The following is a 21,053-nucleotide window of genomic DNA, read 5'->3' as shown; positions in this document are numbered from 1 at the left end:
ACGGAACCCAAGGGATGGAAGCGCCGATCATTGATGACGAATTGTGGACACTGATCGAACCGTTACTGCCACCGCCCAAGCCCCGGCGCAAAGAGCATCCTGGTCGCCCACGCGTATCGGATCGGGCGGCGTTGAATGGCATCCTGTTCGTGTTGAAAACCGGTCTGCGATGGAACCACCTGCCGACCGTATTGGGCTTTGGCTCCGGCGCGACCTGCTGGCGACGGCTGAACGACTGGCGCAAAGCAGGAGTATGGGATCGACTGCACGAACTGCTGCTCGACAAGTTGCGCGAGGCCGGGCAGATCGATCTTTCATACGCTGCCGTCGATTCCTCGTCGGTACGAGCAGTTGGGGCGGGCGAAAAACTGGCCCGAACCCCACGGATCGCTCGCGACCCGGTTCCAAGCACCACATCCTCGTAGACGCCAATGGCGTTCCCATCAGCGCCATCCTGACCGGCGCGAACCGCAACGACGTCACCCAGTTGCTGCCGCTGGTCGACGCGATTCCCCCGATCCGCGGCGCGCGCGGCCGACCACTTCAGAGACCCAAGGTCATCTATGCCGATCGTGGTTACGATTCCGATCCGCATCGTCAACGATTGCGCGAACGCGGCATCAAACCGGTGATCGCAAGGCGCCGCACTGAACATGGCAGTGGTCTGGGCAAATTCCGTTGGGTCGTTGAACGGACTCACTCGTGGCTCCACAACTTCCGTCGTCTTCGCATACGCTTCGATCGTCGAGCTGACATTCACGAAGCATTCTTGAAATTCGGCTGCGCCCTCGTCTGCTGGAACATCTTCAGGCGTACGGAGCAGCCTTTTTGAACTGGCCTCTAAGAGAAGTTTGAAGAAGACCACTGGTATGAACCGCTCACTGAGTCGAGCGCAATAAAGGATGGGACATTGACATGGCAGACACGCTAAAAATTGCGATTATCGGAGGCGGAATTGGTGGTCTGGTGACCGCTGCGGCCTTGCGAGATTCGGGGCATGAAATTTGTATCTACGAGCAGGCCAAACAATTCCGGGAAATTGGCGCGGGTGTGACGCTTCACCCAAACGCGACGCGCCTCCTCGACAAACTGGGGTTTGGGGACGCACTGCGCAAGATTGGATCGCCGACCGCCGGCGTTCGATTGATGAACGCTATCGGCGAACCGATCGAGACCGGGGCCCCAAGCGGTGGCGTCCCACTCTCGGACGCCGGTCAGGGGTACAACGTCCATCGAGCCGAATTCCTTGACATTCTGGCGAGTGCGCTTGCCCCGTCAAGTTTTCGTCTCGGCCATCGCTGCGCCGACCTGATGGAAGGCAGCGACGGCATCACCCTCACTTTTGAGAATGGTACCCGCACAACAAGCAATCTGGTCATCGGCGCTGACGGAATTCGTTCTGTCGTTCGTCAACAGCTCGGATTCGACACGCTTGCGACGAGCGAGGGAGTCATGGCCTATCGTGGCATGGTGCCCATCGAGAAGCTCCAGTGGGCAAAACAGGCGCGGGGTTTGTACTTGTGGATGGGCGCAGGTAGTAGTTTTTTATGCTACCCCGTATCCGCCGGCAAAATGCTTAACATCGTGGCATTCGTCCCAACCGATCGGGACTCAGCGGAATCATGGTCCGCACTGGGTGACCTTTTCGCACTCGCAGCGCAATACCGGGGTTGGGACGAACGTGTCGGGCAGACGATCGCGGCGCTCACCGAGACTTATGTGTGGGGCATTTACGATCGCGCGCCTCTATCGCACTGGAACAAGGGTTGTGCGACATTGATGGGGGATGCTGCTCATCCGATGGTCCCTCATCTCGGTCAAGGTGCCGGTCAAGCTATAGAAGACGCCTATACGCTCGGTGTCCTGCTTAAAGGAGCGACCATGGATAGTCTTTCAGATCGTCTCGCTCGCTACGAGCGCCTTCGCCATGCGCGAACATCTCACGTTCAGGCCGTCGCTCGCCAGGCAGGTCAGTTCTATCGTACCGATTTCAATGACCCCAATGAACGCGACGCGACGATGGCCAGCTGGATGAAAGAGGTGCGCGTGATCCTGGAACACGACGCGGATGCTGCGGCCACATCAGAGCTAGCCAGAGGCGGTGCGTAAGGAGTTGTTCGAATCAGGGTCGTTCTGAGCCGATCGTCATCGGACTCAGTCCGGCCATTTCCAGTCACTGGCTGGAGTTCAATGTAGTCGTTCGAGTTTCGCTTGCTCATCGACAGCAGTCGCGAACGCCCCACCCAACGCAGACATACTCGAACGTCTATTTCCCCGCTGCAAACCACTTGCCGTAGATTTGTTCGTAGGTTCCATCCTCGTACATCGCGAGCAGCGCCTCGTTGATATCCTTGCGCAACGCGCTGCCCTCAGCCACGGCAATGCCGTATTTTTCAGGGCGGAAGACCGGTCCGACGACTTGCAACACGCCACTGCTGCGTTTCGCTGCCCAGTACTGAAGGGTCGGCGCATCATAGACAATGGCCTGCACGTCGCCTTGCGTGAGCTTGCGGAATCCATCAGCAGCGGTGGTCACGTTGACAAATGGCAAGCCGCGTTGGGTCAGGTAATCCGCGGCAATGGTCCCCGGTACCGTGCCAATTGTTTTGCCGGGAAGATCGTCCGGGCCTTGAATGGTTGACTGGAGGCGCGCGACGGTTTGCGATGAAGTGACCGTTGCCGTCAGTTGGGCAATCAACACGACGCCGATCAACCACATCGCGGGCACCAGGATGCGCCTCCACATGTTGCTTGCATCGCGTTCGCCGTGCTCGCCTGTTGCAATGATTAACATCGTCACCCATAGACCTTCGCCGATCGCCCGCACATAGGGTTTCTGAAAATTGCGATCATTCCTCCGTTCGATCAGCCAGACCAGATTGGCGAGAAGGAAGGCGATACTGATCGCCGCGCCCAGAAGCTGACCAATGGGCCGCCACGGAATGGACCAGAATGTGGCTAGAAACGTACTTTCGTTCCGTGCGCGCACCATGATCTGTAATCCAGAGTCGAAATAAGGAAGCGAGAAGTCCACGACCTTTTCGCGTTCCGGCGTCATGGTGATAGCGGATATCGCGACATCCGCATCACCATGCTGCACGGCGGGCAGCAAATCAGGCTGCGCCGAAGCTACTGTCCATGCGAATTCGACGCGCATGCGACGCGCCACCTCGTTCCACAGGTCGATGCTAAAACCTGCCGGTGTATGAGTCTGCGGCAGCACGAACGGCGCGATCGGCACAATCATCACCCGCAACGGACGGTGTGCGACTGAGGCGGTTGTGGCAACTTGCGCCACGGCGTAACCGGATCCCGTCACCGTGAAAGCCAGCATGAGGCCACGCAACGCGATCAGCCATGTCGAACGCCGGTTCATCCAATCCCTCCTGAAGTCGATTGCATCGTTATTACCTGGCACTATCGGCGGGTATGCCAGGTTCGCCTGGTGATTCGCCTCGTCACAGTTCGCGCGGCAGGCCGTCGTTGCGCCAGAAGCGTCGTGCATGGCGAGCACCGCTTCGGCAAGCCAGATCACGCGTTATCTTTGACCAGCCACGGAGGCCATTCGAAAGACAGAGATGCCCTCCATCGGGTCCAGTGTTTCGCGCCAGGGTGCACGCTCCAGTAAGCGGGTCGTGTCTTCATAACCTGCGGCCCAACGCCGCTCGATGCCACTCGACGAAAAATCGATATCCCTGTTCAAATCGTCGTTATCGAATGCCGGCGCGTCGAGTTCCAATACCTGCATCGTCGTGCCACAACCCCAGCCGAGGAGCGCCTGAATCTCCGGCGTATCGCGCTTCTCTTCGGGGATATGCTGGCTGAGTTCGCGAATCACGTGACGTAGCCGGTGAATCTGCTTCTGTCGATCGAGATGGCTTTCCGCGCGACTCGAATATTGAATGTCACGCTGACGGCTCATGACCTGCAAGATGGATTCGGGTTCCGGGCCGCTCGATGGCCACAACTGCACCGAAAAAATCACTGAGCTGGATCGCGGCCGATCATCGAGCACGGCTTCTAGCGGCGTGTTCGAGTAGATGCCGCCGTCCCAGTACGATTCGCCTTCCAGTCGCACCGAAGGGAAGCCGGGTGGAAAAGCGGCGGATGCCATCACGTGTTCGACGTCCATCGGCGCGTCGCGATTGGTGAAATATCGCATACGTCCGCTGCGGACATTGACCGTGCCAACCGTCAGTCGCGTCGTCTTGCGATTCAGGTAGTCGAAATCGACGAGTGAAGAGAGGGTTTCACGCAGTGGCTCCGTCGAATAGAATGCCGCCCGCTCTGGGCCAACGCGCGCTTGAATACTCGCCCATGACCCCAACTGTGGCGTGAAGAACGATGGCACGCCTTGCGTGACGATCGCCAGGTCGCGCGACCAGTTGGCGAGCCCTGGCAACAACCAGCTTGCCGCATCGACGCCACGACGCGCCACGCCGTTCCAGAACTGGGTTAATCGGGCAATGCGGTTCTCGGGCAGATTGCCGGCAATGATCGCGCCGTTTATCGCCCCGATCGATGTGCCGATCACCCAGTCGGGTTTGACCTTGTGGTCATGCATCGCCTGATAGACCCCAGCCTGGTACGCGCCGAGGGCACCGCCTCCCTGAAAGACAAGGACAACCTGTCCGGGAATGTCCGGTGCGGCCTCCGACTGGTCTGCCGCGTTAGCGTTGCGCTTGCCGTGCGTCTTGTTGCCCATTGCAGGTCTCCCGGACGAATACCGCGGTGCCGGTGATTTTGCCACGGGTGACGTCGATCTGGCGCGAAAGCCGGGTTTGTGGCCTGAGGGGCAGCCATCGGCGAACGCATCGCATGGGAAGGGGGGATTTCTACCGTCGGGGCGTGACGGACTGGACCCGGTTACGTCCTGCACGTTTCGCGTCGTAGAGCGCGGCGTCCGCCGCCTGAACGAGTGCATTGGGCGTGGTCAGCGTGTTCTGTTCGTTGGTCGCGCACCCGGCGCTGACGGTGACCTGACCGGCGGGTATTGGCGCAATCAGGCCCAAATCCATGACCGCGAGCCGGGCCTGCTCGGCAATGACCGATGCTTCTTCCGATCCAGTGTCGGGTAACACCAGGGCGAACTCTTCACCGCCGTAACGGGCGACGAAATCGCTTGACCGGCGTGCTGTTCCCGCGAGCGCTTTCGCAATGGCGCTAAGGCAGGCGTCACCCCGAAGATGGCCAAAGGCGTCGTTGTAATCTTTGAAATTGTCGACATCGACCATGACGAGCGAAAGCGGCTGACCGTTGCGCGTCGCACGGTCGAATTCCCTGCGAAACTGATCGTTAAAGTAGCTACGGTTATAAATGCGCGTCAGGGCGTCGCGTGTGGACGTGTGCAACAGGGAAATGTGCGCCTCGGACAATTCGCGGTAGAGCACGGTCACTTCCCAGACCAGAACGCATACCAGGACGCCGGGAGCCAGCATGCTGAACACACGTGCGACGTACCAGCCAAGGGTGAACTGGCCCATGCTCAATAGATTCAGGCTGGCGTCGGCAAAGGACGCCAGTAAGGCAATCGTGACCCACAGATCGAGGACGGTCCGCAGCCGCCCTTTGAGCAGGACCACGACGAGCGCGAGAACGTCAAGCGAGCAGATGACGAGTCCGGTCCGGCCGCCTGAAAGCGTGTTCGTCTCCGGCGCCATATGAAAGGGCGCCGACAGATTCGCATGGATGGCGAGGATGCCTAGCGCTGCGGCAAGCGCACTTGGAACACCGATCAACGCCCACGTCCAGCGATCGATAGAGGGCAGACCGATCGGCTTGTTCGGGAGGCGGTCGCGTGCGAGCGTTGCCAGAATGACGAGCAGGGGAAATCCCGCATGCCAGAAAACCCACATCCACGCCGCACTATGAGGCCCGGCGCCCAACAGGCCAGTGCGCGTGAAAACGCCCGGGAACATCAGCAGTTGCAAAGCGACGGTAATTGCTGTGAATGCGTACGCGCCGCCCAGCGCGCCGAGCATCGGTTGTGGCGTCACGGTAAAACGGGCGCCGAGAAGGAACGCGGCGATGGCTGAGGTGGTGAACACCGTGAGCGCGCACATCGGCATGAAGGGCGCGATGGCCGGCAGCGTCTGGTGCGCGCGCGGAACCGCGATCATCAACGCGAGCAGAACGAATAACGCACATATCCCTGCGAAAACGACCTGTTTGCGCGTCGCCGGCCCTATAAGCAAGCTGTCCATTCTGACCCGTTCGGTTGGTGTTCGGTCGTCTCAGTGCATCCGTCGCCTGCCGCCCGATGTGCATGCCCGTGCCGGGCGACAGATGGCAGCGTTCGCTACAGACCGCATTGATGCTTTCCCGGCAAAGCACGACGGCGCGTCGCGGCCGGCCGGAACATATTGTCCTACAGATTGGCACCGATGATCGAGTGCAAGCCGTCTATGCCGGAATACGCCACAACCTACCGCAGACCCTGCGCCAACGCCACAAACTGCATCGCCCGGGCGTTGGCGTCGCCATGGCGGTGAACGATGTACAGCGAGGCGCCGTCGCACGGCCTCCAGGACTGCAAGGGCGAGCGCTGCTTGCGGCACACGGATGCACGCCAGGCAGCGCTCACACGAATGACGGTTTGATCCGTTTTCCGAAAACCAATCCACAAAAGCTTGTTTGCGATTCCGCACCCCGGTCGCTAGATTCATTCACATAGCAATGAATCGACGGAGGTCGTATGACCACGCTTTCAGCGACGCTTATCTGGGGCGGACTTCGGCATCCTGTGCGAAGCCTGCAGAAGCAATTGTCAAAACGCGCGCCCGTCCCGGCTGAGCAATCCTCAGACGAGACGGCCGCCGCACCCTACCTCTCTCCATCGCCCGAACGGCTCGAACGCATTGCGGCTTACGCGCGCAGCGGCTATTTCCATATGGAATACACCGCCGGCATGTTTGTTGTGCCGCTCGAGATCCCACGAGAATAATCCGCGTGTTGGTGGTGACGCGGCTCATGCGCGGTGAGCGGACGTAGCAGGGTCGCTTCAAGCCAGAGCGACCGAACCGATGCTTCTTTAGAAATGACAATAAATTGGTTCGGCTTCAGCTCACTCTCTTTCATAGTGTCTCCTGATGGCTATAGGCGGTTGAAATCGCAGATGGCTTTGACCAGCGCGTACCGAATCGCGCGATATCGAAGGAGACGTCATGACGCTTGAACTCGCAGAACGACCCACCCACGCGCTGCTTGAAGCCGCCCGTTCGGCCGCAGCCGTTGCCGCTTTGCCTTATGCCGGCGGCCTGTCGCCGCAGGATGCGTGGGCGCTCGTCCAGGCAGGCGACGCCGTGCTGGTGGATGTGCGCACCGCCGAAGAACGCAAATTTGTCGGACTCGTGCCGGACAGTCTGCATGTCGCGTGGGCGACCGGCACGAGCTTGACGCGCAATCCGCGTTTCGTGCGTGAACTGGAAGCGAAGACCGGCAAGAATGCGATCGTGCTGCTGCTGTGCCGCAGCGGTAACCGCTCGGCGCTGGCTGCCGAGGCTGCGGCGAAAGCCGGCTTCACGCAGGTATTCAATGTTCGGGAAGGTTTTGAAGGGGAGCTGGACGGCGCGCAGCGGCGCGGCGCCAGCAATGGTTGGCGCTTTCATGGGCTGCCGTGGATTCAGGACTGACAGCCAGATCGTCCACGCTGCACTTTATGGGGAGTAACCGCTGTGGCTGTGTTTGATGTCGATGAGATTGTCCATGCGCTTCAGACGGTCCGCCAGCAATGGCGCGAAGTGCAGAAGCGCTCGCTCGAGCCGGGTGGGCGCGAATTACCGGGGCGCGAAGCGCTCTCGGCGGTCATCGACACGCTGAAGGGCGTGCTTTTTCCGATGCGGCTCGGACCGCCCGATCTGCGTCAGGAAAGCGAAAACTTCTACGTCGGGCACGCGCTCGCCGCCGCGCTGCATGCCTTGCTGAGCCAGGCGCGTCTGGAGCTTCACTACCGCAGCCGTCATCAACCGCCGCCCGCCGCCACGATCGAGGCTCAGGCCGGCGTCGCGGTGCGCGCTTTCGCGGCGCGGTTGCCGGCGATTCGTACCTTGCTCGATAGCGACGTATTAGCGGCGTTTCACGGTGATCCGGCGGCGGGCAGTGTGGATGAAGTCTTGCTGTGCTACCCCGGCGTGCTGGCGATGATCCACCATCGGCTTGCACACGAGCTGTATGGGCTGGGGCTGCCGCTGCTGGCGCGAATTATCGCCGAGCTCGCGCACGCGCAGACGGGTATCGACATTCATCCTGGGGCGCGGATCGGTGCGGGGTTCTTCATCGATCATGGGACGGGTGTGGTTATCGGTGAAACCGCCATCATCGGCGAACGTGTACGGGTCTATCAGGCCGTCACGCTGGGTGCGAAGCGTTTTCCGCGCGACGCGCAGGGACATCTGGAAAAGGGTCATGCACGTCATCCGATCGTTGAGGACGACGTCGTGATTTACGCGGGCGCCACCATTCTTGGACGCGTCACGCTCGGGCAGGGCGCAGTGATCGGCGGCAATGTGTGGGTCACGCAGGATGTCGCGCCGGGTTCGCATGTGACGCAGGCCGTGTCGCGCAATGAAGGCACCGGCACCGGCACCGGCACCGCCGCGGTCCGCGAGCGCGCGCCGCGCGATCACGCAGACGCGGAGCCTGCCACGGCCGGAGCGGCGCGATGAGCGTGCTCGTCAAGGACTTCGGCGCCGCGGTGCGACGCTTTCGCGAGGCGTCCGGCTGGTCGCAGGAGCAATTGGCCGAGTACGCCGGACTCAACCGGTCTTATGTCGGCGAGATCGAGCGCGGTTCTGCTATTGCGTCCATTGTGACGCTCGACAAGCTCGCTCGTGCTTTCAACGTGTCAGTCGAACGCTTGCTCAGCCATTCGTCCGACAGCGCGAACGTTGCCGCGCGCTCGCATTCCGCGCTCGTCGATCCGGTGCCTGCCCGTTAGACCGCGTCTTTGCCGTCTATAGCATGTTGAACGGCTGGGGGTGCCTTCCGATAATCACTTTCGTTCATAAGCTTTCCTGTTTTTCTTCTATCAACCCTGGAGCTTCAGATGACAGCAACAGTGGGCGGCCTGACGGCGCTCGGCGATACCGCAGCACGGCAACTAGCCAATGCCACCAAAACCGTTCCGCAACTCGCGACGATCACGCCCCGCTGGCTCACCCACCTGCTCCAGTGGTTGCCAGTCGAGGCGGGCATCTATCGTTTGAACCAGGTGAAGAATCCTGAAGCCGTGGTGGCGGCCTGCACCGCGCGCGAAGATGAAAGCATCCTGCCGCGCACCTTCGTGCCCTACGAAGAGCAACCGCGCGAGTACTTCCTGAATGCGGTCAGCACGGTGCTCGACGTGCACACGCGGATCTCGGATCTGTACAGCAGTCCGCACGATCAGATCAAGGAGCAACTGCGCCTCACGATCGAAACGATCAAGGAGTTGCAAGAGAGCCAGCTGATCAACAACCCGGACTACGGCCTGCTCGCGAACGTGGCTGAAGAGCAGCGCGTGTTTCCGCTGACCGGCGCGCCGACGCCGGACGATCTCGACGAATTGCTGACCAAGGTATGGAAAGAGCCGGCGTTCTTCCTGACGCATCCGCTCGCGATCGCCGCCTTCGGTCGTGAATGCACGCGCCGTGGCGTGCCGCCGCCGACCGTTAGCCTGTTCGGCTCGCAGTTTCTGACGTGGCGTGGCATTCCGCTGGTTCCGTCGGATAAGGTGCCGGTTGCGGATGGCAAGACCAAGATTCTGCTGCTGCGCGTGGGCGACAAGCGCCAGGGCGTGGTCGGTCTGTTCCAGCCGGGCGTGGCCGGCGAGCAGGGCCCGGGCCTGTCGGTTCGCTTCATGGGCATCAACAATCATGCGATCGCTTCGTATCTGATCTCGCTCTATTGCTCGCTCGCGGTGCATTCGCCGGACGCGCTGGCAGTTCTCGATGACGTGGAGATCGGCAAGTACCATGACTACCCAGACACCTACAAGTAAGCCCATGGATAGCGTCCTGCCGCACGATGTGCCGACGGGTCCGCCCGCGGGTTTGCCTGATCCTGCCACGTTGGCGTCGCTGGCCAATGCGTTCTTCTCGGCGCTGCCGGGCAACGCGCCGCAGGTAAACGGTGCGCTTGGCGTGGCTGCCACGCTGCCGTTCACGGCGCCTGTGACCAGCGAGATCAGCAATCCGGCCCCGGCCGGTTCGCCGCTCGCGGGTCCCGGCGGCGCGGGCACTGGCGTGCCTGGCGCTGCGTTGCCGCAGGGGCATGTGCCGGGGGGCAACCTGTTGCCGTCGGCGCCCACGCATGTCCTGTCGCTGGGTAATCGCGCGCCCGCGCTGGCGCCTCATGCAACTGCGCAAAACGGTTTGCCGGATAGCGCGGTGACCGTTGCGCCGGCACTCGATCCGCGCTTTGGCGGGGCAGCGCTGGGCGTGCCTGAGGAACTCGGTGCGCAGCGTCCATCCGCGGGCGGCGCAGCGCCTGCGTCGCCGGTCTCACCGGGGGCTGCATCGCCTTATTATTTTCTGGGCGAAACAGGACAAGCTCGGACATCGAGCGTGACGTCGCCGGATATCGTCGTGCCAGGCTGGCATGAAGTGAGCGCGCAATCGTTCGGCCTGCCTGGCGTCGATGAACCGCTTGCGGAGCAACGCTTTCCGTACGACCGACCCGCTGCCTCGCAAGCAGCGCCGAACCCGACGCCGGTAGAACCTGGCGGCGGCTCGCATTACTTTCTGAATCTGAATGACGCGTCGCGCTATCCTGGGCAAACGCCAGAAGCCAAGGATGGCGTGCCGCATGCCGGGCCGTCAGCGCACCCGCCATTCGATGTGAATGCGATTCGCCGGGACTTTCCGATTCTGCAGGAGCGCGTGAATGGCCGTCAGCTGGTGTGGTTCGACAATGCCGCAACCACGCACAAACCGCAGGCGGTTATCGATCGGCTGGCGTATTTCTACGCACATGAAAACTCGAATATCCATCGGGCTGCTCATGCGCTGGCCGGCCGCGCCACTGACGCATACGAAGCCGCACGCAGCAAGGTGCAGCGTTTCATCGGCGCGTCGTCGCCGGATGAAATCATCTTCGTGCGCGGCACCACCGAAGCGATCAACCTGATCGCGAAGACGTGGGGCGTGAAGCATGTCGGCGAAGGTGACGAGATCATCGTCTCGCACCTGGAGCATCACGCCAACATCGTGCCGTGGCAGCAGCTCGCCGCGCAAACCGGTGCAAAGCTGCGCGTGATTCCCGTCGACGACAATGGCCAGGTCTTGCTCGACAAATACCGTCGGCTTCTCAATGACCGGACGAAGATCGTGTCGGTCACGCAGGTGTCGAATGCGTTGGGCACGGTGGTGCCGGTCAAAGAGATCGTCGAGCTGGCGCATCGTGCAGGGGCGAAGGCGTTGGTCGACGGTGCTCAGTCTGTGTCGCACATGCGGGTAGACGTGCAGGCGCTCGACGCTGATTTCTTCGTGTTCTCGGGTCACAAGGTGTTTGGTCCGACGGGCATCGGCGTGGTCTATGGTAAGCGCGCGATTCTTGAGGATATGCCGCCCTGGCAGGGTGGCGGCAACATGATCGCGGACGTTACGTTTGAGCGTACCGTATTCCAGCCCCCGCCGAGTCGCTTCGAAGCCGGTACGGGGAATATCGCTGATGCAGTGGGTCTTGGTGCGGCGATCGATTACGTTCAGCGCGTGGGTATCGAGAATATCGCGCGCTATGAGCACGATCTGCTGGCGTATGCGACGAGCGTGTTGCAGCCGGTGCCGGGCGTTCGGTTGATCGGCACGGCGCGTGACAAGGCCAGCGTGTTGTCCTTCGTGTTGAAGGGCTACGAGACCGAGGAAGTGGGGCAGGCCTTGAACGAAGAGGGCATTGCCGTGCGCTCAGGGCATCATTGTGCGCAGCCGATCTTGCGGCGCTTCGGTGTTGAAGCGACGGTACGGCCGTCGCTCGCGTTCTACAACACTTGCGATGAAGTCGATGCGCTGGTGTCGGTAGTGCGGCGGCTGTCTTCGCGGCGCGGATTGCTGATCGTTAATCGCTAATGAAAAACGGCGGCCGATTTTGGTCGCCGTTTTTTTCAGGTGCGTAATTTTCAGGTGCGTAATAGGCGAATCGACGCGAATCGAATCGATTAACGCGTAGGCGCGCCAATCACAGCTTTGGCTGTTTGCCAATATTTCGCTACGATGGGCCGAATGCCGCCCTCTGACGGGCCGGCGACTTCGCGCTCGAAACACGCACACAATGCGGCGATGAGCAACACGGCGACAAGCCGCCCATGCGATGTATGGGTGCGCTCAGACGGTGTGGCGTCGTGCGGGGCAGTTGCGGTTGCTTGCTGTGAATAATCCCAACGCGTTTTGCTCATGTCGGTGGACCATGCCGATGCGTGACCTTTTAGTGTCACCGTTCCGGCGTCGCGGCCAAACGAAGATTTTCGACTATCCATATCACTCTGGCGTATTTGGCGCACTGCGTTCCGTCGGGGCGAGACGCGCTTATCCTTGCGCATCCCGGCGCATCCCGGCGCATCCCGGCGCATCCCGGCGCATCCCGGCGCATCCCGGGCTCATAACCTTATGCGCTTTGCTTGGTTGTCGTCTGCGTCGCAGGCCGCTAATCTCAACCCATCTAGTATTCGACCCATTCAACCCATCCTCGTGGCAGGTTTATGGCTTCTCGCAACACATCGGACGCATTGGCAAACTTCGACTTGACCGATCCACGCCGGCGCACGCTGCTAAAGGCTGCGGCGGCAAGCGCAGCAACCTTCGCCGCCGGTGCTCTGTTAACCTCGCAACGGGCTCAGGCTCAAACGCAGTCCAATGGCAAAGTCTTGCGAATCGGCTTTCAGAAATACGGCAACTTCGTGGTTCTGAAAGCGCATGGCACGCTCGAGAAGCGGTTGGCCGCGCAGGGTGTGTCCGTGCAGTGGCTCGAATTCCCCGCTGGTCCCCAGCTTCTCGAAGGCCTGAACGCCGGGGCGGTGGATGTTGGAACGGTCGGCGAAACACCGCCGATCTTTGCCCAGGCTGCCGGCGTCGATTTCGTCTACATCGGCAACGAGCCGCCGGCGCCAAAGGGTGAGGCGATCGTCGTGCCGCATGATTCACCGATTCGCTCGGTCGCGGATTTGCGGGGCAAGAAGGTCGCGCTGAACCGGGGGTCGAATGTCCACTATCTACTGGTCAAGGCGCTGCAGCATGCGGGACTGTCATACGCCGATATTCAGCCCGTGTTTCTGACGCCGGCCGACGCACGTGCGGCGTTCGTGCAAAACAGCATTGATGCATGGGTGATCTGGGATCCCTATCTGGCCGCTATTGAAAGGCAAGCCAATGCGAGGGTGATCGCGAACGGTGAGGGTCTCGTGCGCAATTCGCAGTACTACCTCGCCGCGCGTAAGTTCGCCGATGCGCAGCCCCACGTGCTGCAGGAACTGCTTGCCGAACTCGATCTGGTCGATCGATGGAGTCGCGACCATATCCCGGCCGTTTCCAGCCAGTTGTCGCCGCTCGTCGGTCTGGATGCGCCGACACTCGAACTTGCCTTGAACCGCGCCAGTTACAGTGTGCTGCCCATCGACGCGGCGACGCTCGACTACCAGCAACAGATCGCTGACACGTTCACCGAGTTGAAACTGATTCCGAAGAAGCTCGTCGTGGCGGACGCGAAATGGCGCACTGCTTGATGCGCACTGCGACCCGCATTCAGGCAAGACTCGCCAGATAATCCCACGGATAAATCCCTTGCGCGTGCCCATCGCTGAACACGATCTGCACGCCGTAGCCCATCGGCTGCACGTCGACAATGGCGACGCGCGGATCGATCCGCGCCGTCTGACCCGCATGTTTCAAACGGCGGCATGTCGAGCAAGGGCAGCGCTTCCTCAGCGTCGCGTTGTCGATCCACTGCGTCTGTCCGCTAGTCCACGTCAAGGACAACCGTCCACTCGCCGCGTGAACCGTTAGATGGTCGGGGGCGTTCGTCATTGCGCTGTTTCAATTTGCGTCAAGGCGATACGGGCTGCTTTGCGTACTTCCGGGTCGGGATCCGTCGCAGCGGCTTGCAAGGCCGGCAACGACGCAGCGTCGCCCAGTTCGCCTAGCGACAAGGCGGCTTCCTTGCGTAAATTGCTGATCGCATGGGTGAGCAGGGCGGCGACCGGGGCGCTTGCGGTTGCGTCGCCGAGTTTGCCCAACGCGCGGACCGCCTGCAAACGGACTTGCCAATAGTCGTCGTCAAGCATCGCGATCAGCGCATCCCGCGCGGTCTGCACGCGCAGTTTGCCGAGCGTGGTCACCGCTTCTTCACGGACCTGCCACGCGGCATCGCGTAGTGCACCCAGCAACGCGGCGATGGTGCCCTCCGTCGCCGCGGCCCCGATGCCCAGCGCCCCGATTGCGGCGCGGCGTACGGCGGCGTTCGGATCCTGGGCGGCGAGTGCGGCAAGCGGGCCAAGCGCCTGTTCGCTCTTCAACCATCCGAGCACGCTCACGGCTTCGAGCCGTACAACGTCTTCGCTTGCCGTCAGCGCGGTCAGCGCAGGTTCCAGTGCGCCCGCGTAGCGTAATTCGCGCAGACCGCGGAGCGCAGCCTGGCGCACGAACGGATCGCAATGCGTGGTCCAGGGCGCGAGCAGCGGTCCCGATTCAGGGTCTTTCAAATTGGACAGGCTCTGCGCGGCCGCGTCGCGCACATTCTCCGCGTCATCGGCCAGTGCTTCGCACAGCGCCTCAACCGCGTCGGCGCGTTCCCACGCGCCGAGCACCTCGGCGGCCTGAGCTCGAACGTCCGATGACACGTCGGTGCGCAACGCGGCGACAATCGGTCCGAGCACGGCTGCGTCTTCGAGGTCGGCGAGCGCGAGGAGTGCGATGCGGCGCACGGCGGCATCCGCGGACGCCAATCGCGGCAAAAGTTCGGCGGTTTCCGGATCGAGGGAATCGGGGTCGAACGTAAGCGGAAGCGAAATATCGGTCATGAGCTGAATGGTTCGGATGGTTCGCGATTAGCGCAGCAGATAAGGAATCTCGACCCTGACCGCATCGGTCGGGCAATCTTTCTCGCACGGCATGCAGTACCAGCATTCGTCGAACTTCATGTACGCCTTTCCCTTGGTCAGGTCGATCGCGAGCAGGTCGAGCGGGCACACATCCACGCAGACCGTGCAGCCTTTGTCGGCGATGCATTTGTCTTCGTCGATTGTGACGGGCGCTGCGCTGCGCTGGAAAATGGTGTGCGGTGTCGTAGACATGGTGGCTCCTCAAGCGTCGGCAAGCGCGGGCTCGCTTATCCGCAGGTTTTGATAGGCCCGGGTTTCGTGGTTGTCGAGCGCCACCACATACGGTTGGACGGCGCGTTTCTCGCTCACCATGCGGCCCGCTGCGTCTTTCTTCAGATGCGTGTGGCAGAACCACTCGGCGTCGTTGCGTTGCGGATAGTCGACGCGATGGTGGTACAGCCCCCACCGGCTTTCCGTGCGATACAGCGATGCGTGCGCCGCCATTTCCGCGCAGTCGCGAATCGCTCGCACCTCGGCGGCGCGCATCAGTTCGTGCGGATCGTCGGCCTTGATCTGATCGATGTCGGCGGCGATTTCAGCGAAACGTTGCAGGCCGATTTCCATCTTGCGCGTGACCTTCGGCGGCTGTAGATAGTCGTTCACCATGCGGCGCAGCTTGTATTCGACTTGCGCAGGCGCAAGCCCCGTCTGCCGTTCGAGCGGTGCGTAGATTCGCGTCCGCTCGGCTTCGATCTGCTCGATATCGAGCGTTGCATGCTCGCGGCTCTCGACGTATTGCGCCGCGTTCTGACCCGCGAACCAGCCGTAGGTGAAGGCGCCGAGCATATAGTTGTGCGGCACGGCAGCCATGTCCCCGGCGGCATAGAGACCGGCAACGGTGGTTTCCGCGCGCTCGTTCACATAGACGCCGGACGCACTGTGGCCGCTGCAAAAGCCGATCTCCGAGATGTGCATTTCGATCATCTGCTGCCGGTAATCGGTGCCGCGTCCCGCATGAAACCGTCCGCGGCTCGGGCGCTCGTTCGTGTGCAGAATCTGCTCGATGGTTTGAATGGTTTCTTCGGCGAGATGGTCGAGCTTCAGGAACACTGGCCCGTTACCGCTTTGGAGTTCCTGATAGAACTCCCACATCATCTGGCCACTCCAGTAGTCGCATTCGATGAAGCGTTCGCCCTTGCCGTTCGCGGTGAAACCGCCAAGCGGTCCGGTCACGTAGGCGCAGGCAGGGCCGTTGTAGTCCTTGATCAGCGGATTGATCTGGAAGCACTCGAGGTTCGCAAGCGCTGCGCCCGCGTGATAAGCCATTGCGTAGCCGTCGCCGGCGTTGGTGGGGTTCTCGTAGGTTCCCATCAGATATCCCGAGGCGGGCAAACCGAGCCGGCCCGCGGCGCCGCAGCAGAGAATCACTGCTTTCGCGCGCACCACATAGAAATCCGCTGTACGGCAATCGAAGCCCAGTACGCCGCAGGCACGCCCTTGCGCATCGGTCAGAACCCGTGTGACGACAATGCGATTGGTGATCGCAATGCGCGCCCGTTTGAGCTGCCGGTAGAGCACCTTCTTGATGTCATGGCCTTCCGGCATCGGCAGAACATAGGACCCCATATGATGGACTTTCTTGACCGCATAGTCGCCCGTACCGTCTTTTTCGAAATTCACACCCCAGCGGTCGAGCTCTTCGATGGTCTTGAAACTGTGCTGGGCGTAGGCATAGACGGCTGCCTGATCGACAATGCCGTCGTTGGCGATGGTGATTTCCTTTGTGTAGTGCTCGGGTGTCGCGTGCCCGGGGATGACGGCGTTATTCAGACCGTCCATGCCCATCGAAATCGCGCCGCTGCGTTTGACGTTGGCCTTTTCCAGCAGCAACACCTTCAGATTCGGATTCTGTTCCTTTGCCTTGACGGCAGCCATGGGGCCGGCGGTGCCACCCCCTACCACGACCAGGTCGTACTCGATCACGTGCGTATTCATTGCGTCTTCCTTGTGCTCTTCTTCTCTTTTTGACGGTCGACGCGAAAGCGGTACTGAAACGCGTCACCCCGGAAATAGAGGTATTCGTAGTCGATCGGCGTACCGTCCGCGCTATGCGTAAGGCGTTCGATGCGCAGCACCGGGCTGCCTTCTTCAACGTTCAAGGCTTCGACGATTTCATCGTCGGCGAGAATCGCGTCGATCGAGACGTCAGCGTGGCCGAGCGGCACGGCGCAGTCGTTCTCGAGAATGAGGAAGATGTCGCGCGTGACCAGGTCCGCACTGGCGAGGCGTTTGCCTAACGCCTCCGGAACCCAGGTGATTTCGAGCGACACCGGCTCGCGATTGAGCAGCCGCACGCGATGGATTTCGGCAACTTTCGCGCCCTCGGGCAGTTTGAGCCGGCTGGCGATGTGCGCGGTGGCGGGAATGAAGCGGATATGTTTGAGCTGATTGACGATTTCATATCCCATCGACGACATCGCTTCGGCGAAGCCTTGCAAAGCGCTGACGTTCTGGAACACTTTCGGCCTGGAGACGAAGGTGCCCTTGCCGTGAAGCTTGAAAACGAGGCCTTCCTTTTGCAGATCGCCGAGCGCTTGCCGCACGGTGATGCGGCTGACGTTGAACATCGCGCAGAGGTCGTTCTCAGACGGCATCTGGGAATGGGCCGCGTACGTGCCATCGAGAATGCGCGAACGCAATGCCGTCTTGATCTGCTCGTAAAGCGGCGTGGCGGAAATCGGCAGCACGTTGGCCGGGTCGGGTTTCAGCATGATCTGGGGGCGTCCGTACTTGTTATGACAAGTTGCATCACAGTCTAGTGATGGAGCCTCGACGGGCGAACGAAGATTTTGTGCTTTGTATTTCTGCGGGGGAGCTTTCGGCGTATCTGTTAGCGTCCGGGGCTCGGCGCAGCGCGTTCGGCAGGGCGGTGCAGGCAGGGACGGCGAGGTGGACGGTGGCAAGCAGTCTCGGCGAAGGACGATTAAACTGGCCCGATCTGTTTGCGATGGAGCTCGCCTCATGTCACGTCAGCTTCGCCTCGGCGCTTTCATGCGTCCCACGACAATTCATACCGGCGCATGGCGCTATCCCGGCGCCTATCCCGACGCCAACTTCAATTTTGCGCATCTGAAACGCTTCGCGCAGACGCTCGAGCGTGGCCGCTTCGACGCGTTCTTTATGGCTGACCACCTCGCTGTGCTCAACATGCCGCTCGACGCGCTCAAGCATAGCCACACGGTCACGTCGTTCGAACCGCTGACGCTGCTGCCCGCGCTGGCTGCGGTCACTGAACGGCTGGGGCTCATCGCGACCGCATCCACTACGTTCGACGCGCCTTATCACGTAGCCCGACGTTTTGCGTCGCTCGACCATATCAGCGGTGGCCGCGCGGGATGGAATCTCGTGACGACCTCGAATCCCGACGCCGCGCTCAATTTCGGTCTCGACGAACATGTCGAGCACGACGAACGGTATCGGCGTGCCCGCGAGTTCTTCGATGTGGTCACCGGGCTCTGGGACAGTTGGGCCGACGATGCTTTTATCCGCGATACGGAGACCGGCACATTCTTCGATCCGCAAAAACTCCATGTGTTGAACTACAAGAGCGAGAACTTCTCGGTGCGCGGCCCGTTGAATATTGCGCGCCCCGTTCAGGGGTGGCCCGTCATCGTGCAGGCGGGTTCATCGGAAGCAGGGCGCCAGATCGCGGCCGAAACGGCGGAGGTGGTGTTCACCGCGCAAAGCCTGCTGGCGGACGGCAAGCGTTTCTATGCCGATGTGAGAGGCCGTATGGAAAAGCTCGGCCGTGCACGCGATCACATGAAGATACTGCCGGCCGCCTTCGTGGTCGTCGGCGATACGTTGGAAGAGGCGCTGGACATCCGGGCGCGGCTCGACACATTCGTTCACTACGAGAGCGGCATCGCTTCGCTGTCGATTGCATTGGGGCACGACGTGTCCGGTCTCGATCCGGACGGCCCGCTGCCCGAGATCCCGGAGACCAATGCGAGTCGGACCGCGCGGCAACGCGTGGTCGAATGGGCGCAGCGCGACGGGCTGACGATTCGTCAGCTCGCTCAGCGCATTGGCGGATACTCGGGACTCGAGATGGTGGGCACGGCGACGATGATCGCCGATCAGATGGAGCAATGGTTGGTGGAAGAGGGCTCGGATGGGTTCAACGTCATGTTCCCGTATCTGCCTGGTGGTCTTGACGATTTCGTTGACAAGGTCATTCCCGAGTTGCAGAAGCGAGGGTTGTTCCGGCGCGAATACGAAGGGGCGACGCTGCGCGAGAATCTGGGATTGCCACGGCCTGAGAACCGCTTTTTTTCTGTGTGAGATAACCGGACCACAAATCGGCTTATTTCACGGCGCCTTGGCGTGAAATGCGCACCGTGCGCCCGTCCAGGCTCATATGGTTATGAGCTTTGCTTGGTTGCCGCGCGCGACGCGGCGCGCTAACGTCGACCTGTTGTCGATCCGCTTAGTATTCGGTCCGCTCAACCCATTTAGTTGGCCGATCGACGCAGTGCAGGATCTACCCGTCAATCAATCTTCGCGGACTTCCATGAGCAGACGTAGCGGGCATTTGCGCCTCGGCGCTTTCCTTTATCCTGCCGGACACCACATTGCGGCGTGGCGGCATCCCGAGGCACAGGCGGACGCCGGCGTTAACTTCCGTCACTATGTGCGGCTTGCGCAAACGGCCGAAGCCGCCAAGTTCGATTTGATCTTTCTTGCGGATGGCGTGGGTACCCGCGGCGACAATGTCGACTTTCTCAGCCGCACGGCGCACAGCTATGTGGCGCAGTTCGAGCCGATCACGTTGCTGTCGGCGCTCGCGGCCGTGACCGAACGCATCGGTCTGGTGGGCACGGCCTCGACGAGTTTCAACGAGCCGTATCACATTGCCCGCAAGTTCGCGTCACTCGATCACATCAGCGGGGGGCGTGCGGGTTGGAATCTGGTTACCTCGTCAAGCGAGCATGAGGCGAAGAATTTCAACCGCGATAAACATTTCGACCACGCCGAGCGCTATGCGCGTGCCGCCGAATTCGCGGAAGTCACAGGCGGCCTGTGGGACAGTTGGGAGGACGACGCGTTCGTTCGCAACAAGGCCGAAGGGCGTTTCTTCGACCCGGTCAAACGGCATGTGCTGGATCACCAGGGACGTTTCTTTCAGGTCAAGGGGCCACTGAACGTTGCCCGTTCCCCGCAGGGGCATCCGGTCGTCGTGCAGGCCGGGTCGTCCGAAGCAGGGCGGGATCTTGCTGCGAAAACAGCCGAGGTGATTTTCACGGCGCAGCAAACGCTGCAGGACGCGGTGGATTTTTATGCGGACGTAAAGGGCCGTCTGCAGACCTATGGCCGTCATCCGGATGATCTGAAAATCATGCCCGGGGTGTTGCCGATTGTCGGCCGTACCGAAAGCGAGGCTAGAGAGAAGTTCGAGCAGTTACAGTCGCTTGTCGATCCGAAGGTTGGACTTGCATTGGTATCCGGGCTGACCGGCGGGTTCGATCTATCGGATTATCCGCTCGATGGCCCAATCCCGGAGCTGCCCGAAACGAATGCGAGCAAGAGCCGGCAGTTGTTGACGCTCAAATTGGCGCGCCGCGAGAACCTCACGATCCGCCAACTCTATTTGCGGGTTGCGGGCGCGCGTGGACACTGGCAACTCGTCGGCACCGCAGCCCAGATCGTCGATCAACTCGAAGAGCGCTTCCTGAATCATGGCGCGGACGGTTTCAACGTGATGCCACCGGTACTGCCGGACGGCCTGACCGATTTCGTCGAACTGGTGTTGCCTGAACTACGGCGACGCGGCTTGTTTCGCGAGGACTATGAGGGCCGCACGTTGCGCGAGAACCTGGGTTTGCGGCGGCCTGAAAACCGCCATTTTTCTGCGTGACGGGGATCCTGGACGCACCAAGGGGGTGAGGGAACCGGTCGAGTACATCCATAACGACCAGACCCACCGCGCGATTCTGAATGCGCCTGCCTTTTGTCCGATATTCATCCGGCACCGGCGAATATCGTGGAT

19 protein-coding genes are annotated in these 21,053 nt (G+C 61.2%); 11 read left to right on the top strand and 8 right to left on the bottom strand.

What is annotated here, in order from left to right; genetic code table 11:
- Positions 1 to 14: 14 nt before the first annotated feature.
- Together GNZ12_RS39405 and GNZ12_RS39400 are read left to right on the top strand one after the other, a co-directional pair.
- A protein-coding gene (locus GNZ12_RS39405; RefSeq protein WP_172317817.1) for an IS5-like element ISRme6 family transposase occupies positions 15 to 832 on the top strand; the annotation gives its coding sequence in 2 pieces (ribosomal slippage) (positions 15 to 363 and positions 363 to 832; 819 coding nt in all).
- A gap of 83 nt (positions 833 to 915) precedes the next feature.
- Positions 916 to 2,109 carry an FAD-dependent monooxygenase gene (locus GNZ12_RS39400; protein WP_172317815.1) on the top strand — a complete coding sequence of 398 codons (1,194 nt, stop codon included), beginning with the start codon at positions 916 to 918 and terminating at the stop codon, positions 2,107 to 2,109.
- A gap of 157 nt (positions 2,110 to 2,266) precedes the next feature.
- Here GNZ12_RS39400 and GNZ12_RS39395 read toward each other — a convergent pair whose 3' ends face one another.
- The 3 genes from GNZ12_RS39395 to GNZ12_RS39385 form a co-directional block, all read right to left on the bottom strand.
- Positions 2,267 to 3,535, bottom strand: a complete 1,269-nt coding sequence (locus GNZ12_RS39395; RefSeq protein ID WP_172317813.1) for a transporter substrate-binding domain-containing protein — start codon at positions 3,533 to 3,535, stop codon at positions 2,267 to 2,269.
- Positions 3,536 to 3,538: 3 nt separating this feature from the next.
- Positions 3,539 to 4,705 carry a patatin-like phospholipase family protein gene (locus GNZ12_RS39390; protein WP_172317811.1) on the bottom strand — a complete coding sequence of 389 codons (1,167 nt, stop codon included), beginning with the start codon at positions 4,703 to 4,705 and terminating at the stop codon, positions 3,539 to 3,541.
- 130 nt (positions 4,706 to 4,835) lie between these two features.
- Positions 4,836 to 6,203 (bottom strand): GGDEF domain-containing protein, encoded by a 1,368-nt coding sequence (locus tag GNZ12_RS39385; RefSeq protein WP_172317809.1) that lies wholly within the window; start codon positions 6,201 to 6,203, stop codon positions 4,836 to 4,838.
- Positions 6,204 to 6,694: 491 nt separating this feature from the next.
- On the opposite strand from GNZ12_RS39385, the gene GNZ12_RS39380 reads away from it, so the two are divergent.
- The 7 genes from GNZ12_RS39380 to GNZ12_RS39350 all read left to right on the top strand — a co-directional run bounded on the left by GNZ12_RS39380 (position 6,695) and on the right by GNZ12_RS39350 (position 13,690).
- Complete coding sequence (locus GNZ12_RS39380; RefSeq protein ID WP_172317807.1) at positions 6,695 to 6,943, top strand: hypothetical protein; 249 nt, start codon at positions 6,695 to 6,697, stop codon at positions 6,941 to 6,943.
- Positions 6,944 to 7,163: 220 nt separating this feature from the next.
- Positions 7,164 to 7,631 (top strand): rhodanese-like domain-containing protein, encoded by a 468-nt coding sequence (locus tag GNZ12_RS39375; protein WP_172317805.1) that lies wholly within the window; start codon positions 7,164 to 7,166, stop codon positions 7,629 to 7,631.
- Positions 7,632 to 7,673: 42 nt separating this feature from the next.
- Positions 7,674 to 8,663 carry a serine O-acetyltransferase EpsC gene (epsC, locus tag GNZ12_RS39370; RefSeq protein WP_172317803.1) on the top strand — a complete coding sequence of 330 codons (990 nt, stop codon included), beginning with the start codon at positions 7,674 to 7,676 and terminating at the stop codon, positions 8,661 to 8,663.
- Positions 8,660 to 8,935, top strand: coding sequence for a helix-turn-helix domain-containing protein (locus tag GNZ12_RS39365; protein ID WP_172317801.1), 276 nt, complete (start codon positions 8,660 to 8,662; stop codon positions 8,933 to 8,935). Before epsC ends, GNZ12_RS39365 begins: the two co-directional genes overlap by 4 nt.
- A 108-nt stretch (positions 8,936 to 9,043) precedes the next feature.
- Positions 9,044 to 9,976, top strand: coding sequence for a family 2A encapsulin nanocompartment shell protein (locus tag GNZ12_RS39360; protein WP_074284613.1), 933 nt, complete (start codon positions 9,044 to 9,046; stop codon positions 9,974 to 9,976).
- Positions 9,951 to 12,041, top strand: a complete 2,091-nt coding sequence (locus GNZ12_RS39355; RefSeq protein ID WP_172317799.1) for a family 2A encapsulin nanocompartment cargo protein cysteine desulfurase — start codon at positions 9,951 to 9,953, stop codon at positions 12,039 to 12,041. Before GNZ12_RS39360 ends, GNZ12_RS39355 begins: the two co-directional genes overlap by 26 nt.
- 629 nt (positions 12,042 to 12,670) lie before the next feature.
- A complete protein-coding gene (locus tag GNZ12_RS39350) occupies positions 12,671 to 13,690 on the top strand; it encodes a sulfonate ABC transporter substrate-binding protein (protein ID WP_172317797.1) in 1,020 nt (339 codons plus the stop codon).
- 19 nt (positions 13,691 to 13,709) lie between these two features.
- Here the strand turns inward: GNZ12_RS39350 and GNZ12_RS39345 are convergent, their stop codons facing one another.
- The 5 genes from GNZ12_RS39345 to GNZ12_RS39325 are packed head-to-tail and all read right to left on the bottom strand — an operon-like array spanning position 13,710 to position 17,775.
- Positions 13,710 to 13,991 carry a DUF971 domain-containing protein gene (locus GNZ12_RS39345; protein WP_172317795.1) on the bottom strand — a complete coding sequence of 94 codons (282 nt, stop codon included), beginning with the start codon at positions 13,989 to 13,991 and terminating at the stop codon, positions 13,710 to 13,712.
- Entirely contained in the window at positions 13,988 to 14,983 is a 996-nt protein-coding gene (locus GNZ12_RS39340; protein WP_172317793.1) for a HEAT repeat domain-containing protein, read from the bottom strand. Before GNZ12_RS39340 ends, GNZ12_RS39345 begins: the two co-directional genes overlap by 4 nt.
- 27 nt (positions 14,984 to 15,010) lie before the next feature.
- Complete coding sequence (locus GNZ12_RS39335) at positions 15,011 to 15,256, bottom strand: 4Fe-4S dicluster domain-containing protein (protein WP_074284608.1); 246 nt, start codon at positions 15,254 to 15,256, stop codon at positions 15,011 to 15,013.
- Between the two features lie 9 nt (positions 15,257 to 15,265).
- Positions 15,266 to 16,999, bottom strand: coding sequence for a fumarate reductase/succinate dehydrogenase flavoprotein subunit (locus GNZ12_RS39330; protein ID WP_172317791.1), 1,734 nt, complete (start codon positions 16,997 to 16,999; stop codon positions 15,266 to 15,268).
- Positions 16,996 to 17,775 carry a GntR family transcriptional regulator gene (locus tag GNZ12_RS39325; RefSeq protein ID WP_172317789.1) on the bottom strand — a complete coding sequence of 260 codons (780 nt, stop codon included), beginning with the start codon at positions 17,773 to 17,775 and terminating at the stop codon, positions 16,996 to 16,998. The genes GNZ12_RS39330 and GNZ12_RS39325 overlap by 4 nt, the downstream gene beginning before the upstream one ends.
- A 250-nt stretch (positions 17,776 to 18,025) precedes the next feature.
- Here GNZ12_RS39325 and GNZ12_RS39320 point away from each other — a divergent pair, with 250 nt between their 5' ends.
- Positions 18,026 to 19,348: an LLM class flavin-dependent oxidoreductase gene (locus GNZ12_RS39320; RefSeq protein ID WP_172317787.1), complete on the top strand. Its 1,323-nt coding sequence runs from the start codon at positions 18,026 to 18,028 to the stop codon at positions 19,346 to 19,348.
- A 229-nt stretch (positions 19,349 to 19,577) separates the two neighbouring features.
- Positions 19,578 to 20,921: an LLM class flavin-dependent oxidoreductase gene (locus GNZ12_RS39315; protein ID WP_172317785.1), complete on the top strand. Its 1,344-nt coding sequence runs from the start codon at positions 19,578 to 19,580 to the stop codon at positions 20,919 to 20,921.
- Positions 20,922 to 21,053 lie beyond the last annotated feature (132 nt).

This window comes from Paraburkholderia solitsugae (assembly GCF_013177695.1).
Lineage (GTDB): Bacteria > Pseudomonadota > Gammaproteobacteria > Burkholderiales > Burkholderiaceae > Paraburkholderia > Paraburkholderia solitsugae.
The sequence above is the reverse complement of the archived record's forward strand: the minus strand, read 5'-3'. Positions and strand labels throughout refer to the sequence as shown.

Bases quoted from the DNA above. Each gene is read 5' to 3' on its own strand.
- GNZ12_RS39340 (WP_172317793.1), bottom strand. From the start codon at position 14,983: ATGACCGATATTTCGCTTCCGCTTACGTTCGACCCCGATTCCCTCGAT.
- GNZ12_RS39345 (WP_172317795.1), bottom strand. From the start codon at position 13,991: ATGACGAACGCCCCCGACCATCTAACGGTTCACGCGGCGAGTGGACGG.
- GNZ12_RS39380 (WP_172317807.1), top strand. From the start codon at position 6,695: ATGACCACGCTTTCAGCGACGCTTATCTGGGGCGGACTTCGGCATCCT.
- GNZ12_RS39390 (WP_172317811.1), bottom strand. From the start codon at position 4,705: ATGGGCAACAAGACGCACGGCAAGCGCAACGCTAACGCGGCAGACCAG.
- GNZ12_RS39320 (WP_172317787.1), top strand. From the start codon at position 18,026: ATGTCACGTCAGCTTCGCCTCGGCGCTTTCATGCGTCCCACGACAATT.
- GNZ12_RS39350 (WP_172317797.1), top strand. From the start codon at position 12,671: ATGGCTTCTCGCAACACATCGGACGCATTGGCAAACTTCGACTTGACC.
- GNZ12_RS39400 (WP_172317815.1), top strand. From the start codon at position 916: ATGGCAGACACGCTAAAAATTGCGATTATCGGAGGCGGAATTGGTGGT.
- GNZ12_RS39335 (WP_074284608.1), bottom strand. From the start codon at position 15,256: ATGTCTACGACACCGCACACCATTTTCCAGCGCAGCGCAGCGCCCGTC.
- GNZ12_RS39360 (WP_074284613.1), top strand. From the start codon at position 9,044: ATGACAGCAACAGTGGGCGGCCTGACGGCGCTCGGCGATACCGCAGCA.
- GNZ12_RS39355 (WP_172317799.1), top strand. From the start codon at position 9,951: ATGACTACCCAGACACCTACAAGTAAGCCCATGGATAGCGTCCTGCCG.
- GNZ12_RS39330 (WP_172317791.1), bottom strand. From the start codon at position 16,999: ATGAATACGCACGTGATCGAGTACGACCTGGTCGTGGTAGGGGGTGGC.
- GNZ12_RS39385 (WP_172317809.1), bottom strand. From the start codon at position 6,203: ATGGACAGCTTGCTTATAGGGCCGGCGACGCGCAAACAGGTCGTTTTC.
- GNZ12_RS39325 (WP_172317789.1), bottom strand. From the start codon at position 17,775: ATGCTGAAACCCGACCCGGCCAACGTGCTGCCGATTTCCGCCACGCCG.
- GNZ12_RS39365 (WP_172317801.1), top strand. From the start codon at position 8,660: ATGAGCGTGCTCGTCAAGGACTTCGGCGCCGCGGTGCGACGCTTTCGC.
- GNZ12_RS39315 (WP_172317785.1), top strand. From the start codon at position 19,578: ATGAGCAGACGTAGCGGGCATTTGCGCCTCGGCGCTTTCCTTTATCCT.
- GNZ12_RS39375 (WP_172317805.1), top strand. From the start codon at position 7,164: ATGACGCTTGAACTCGCAGAACGACCCACCCACGCGCTGCTTGAAGCC.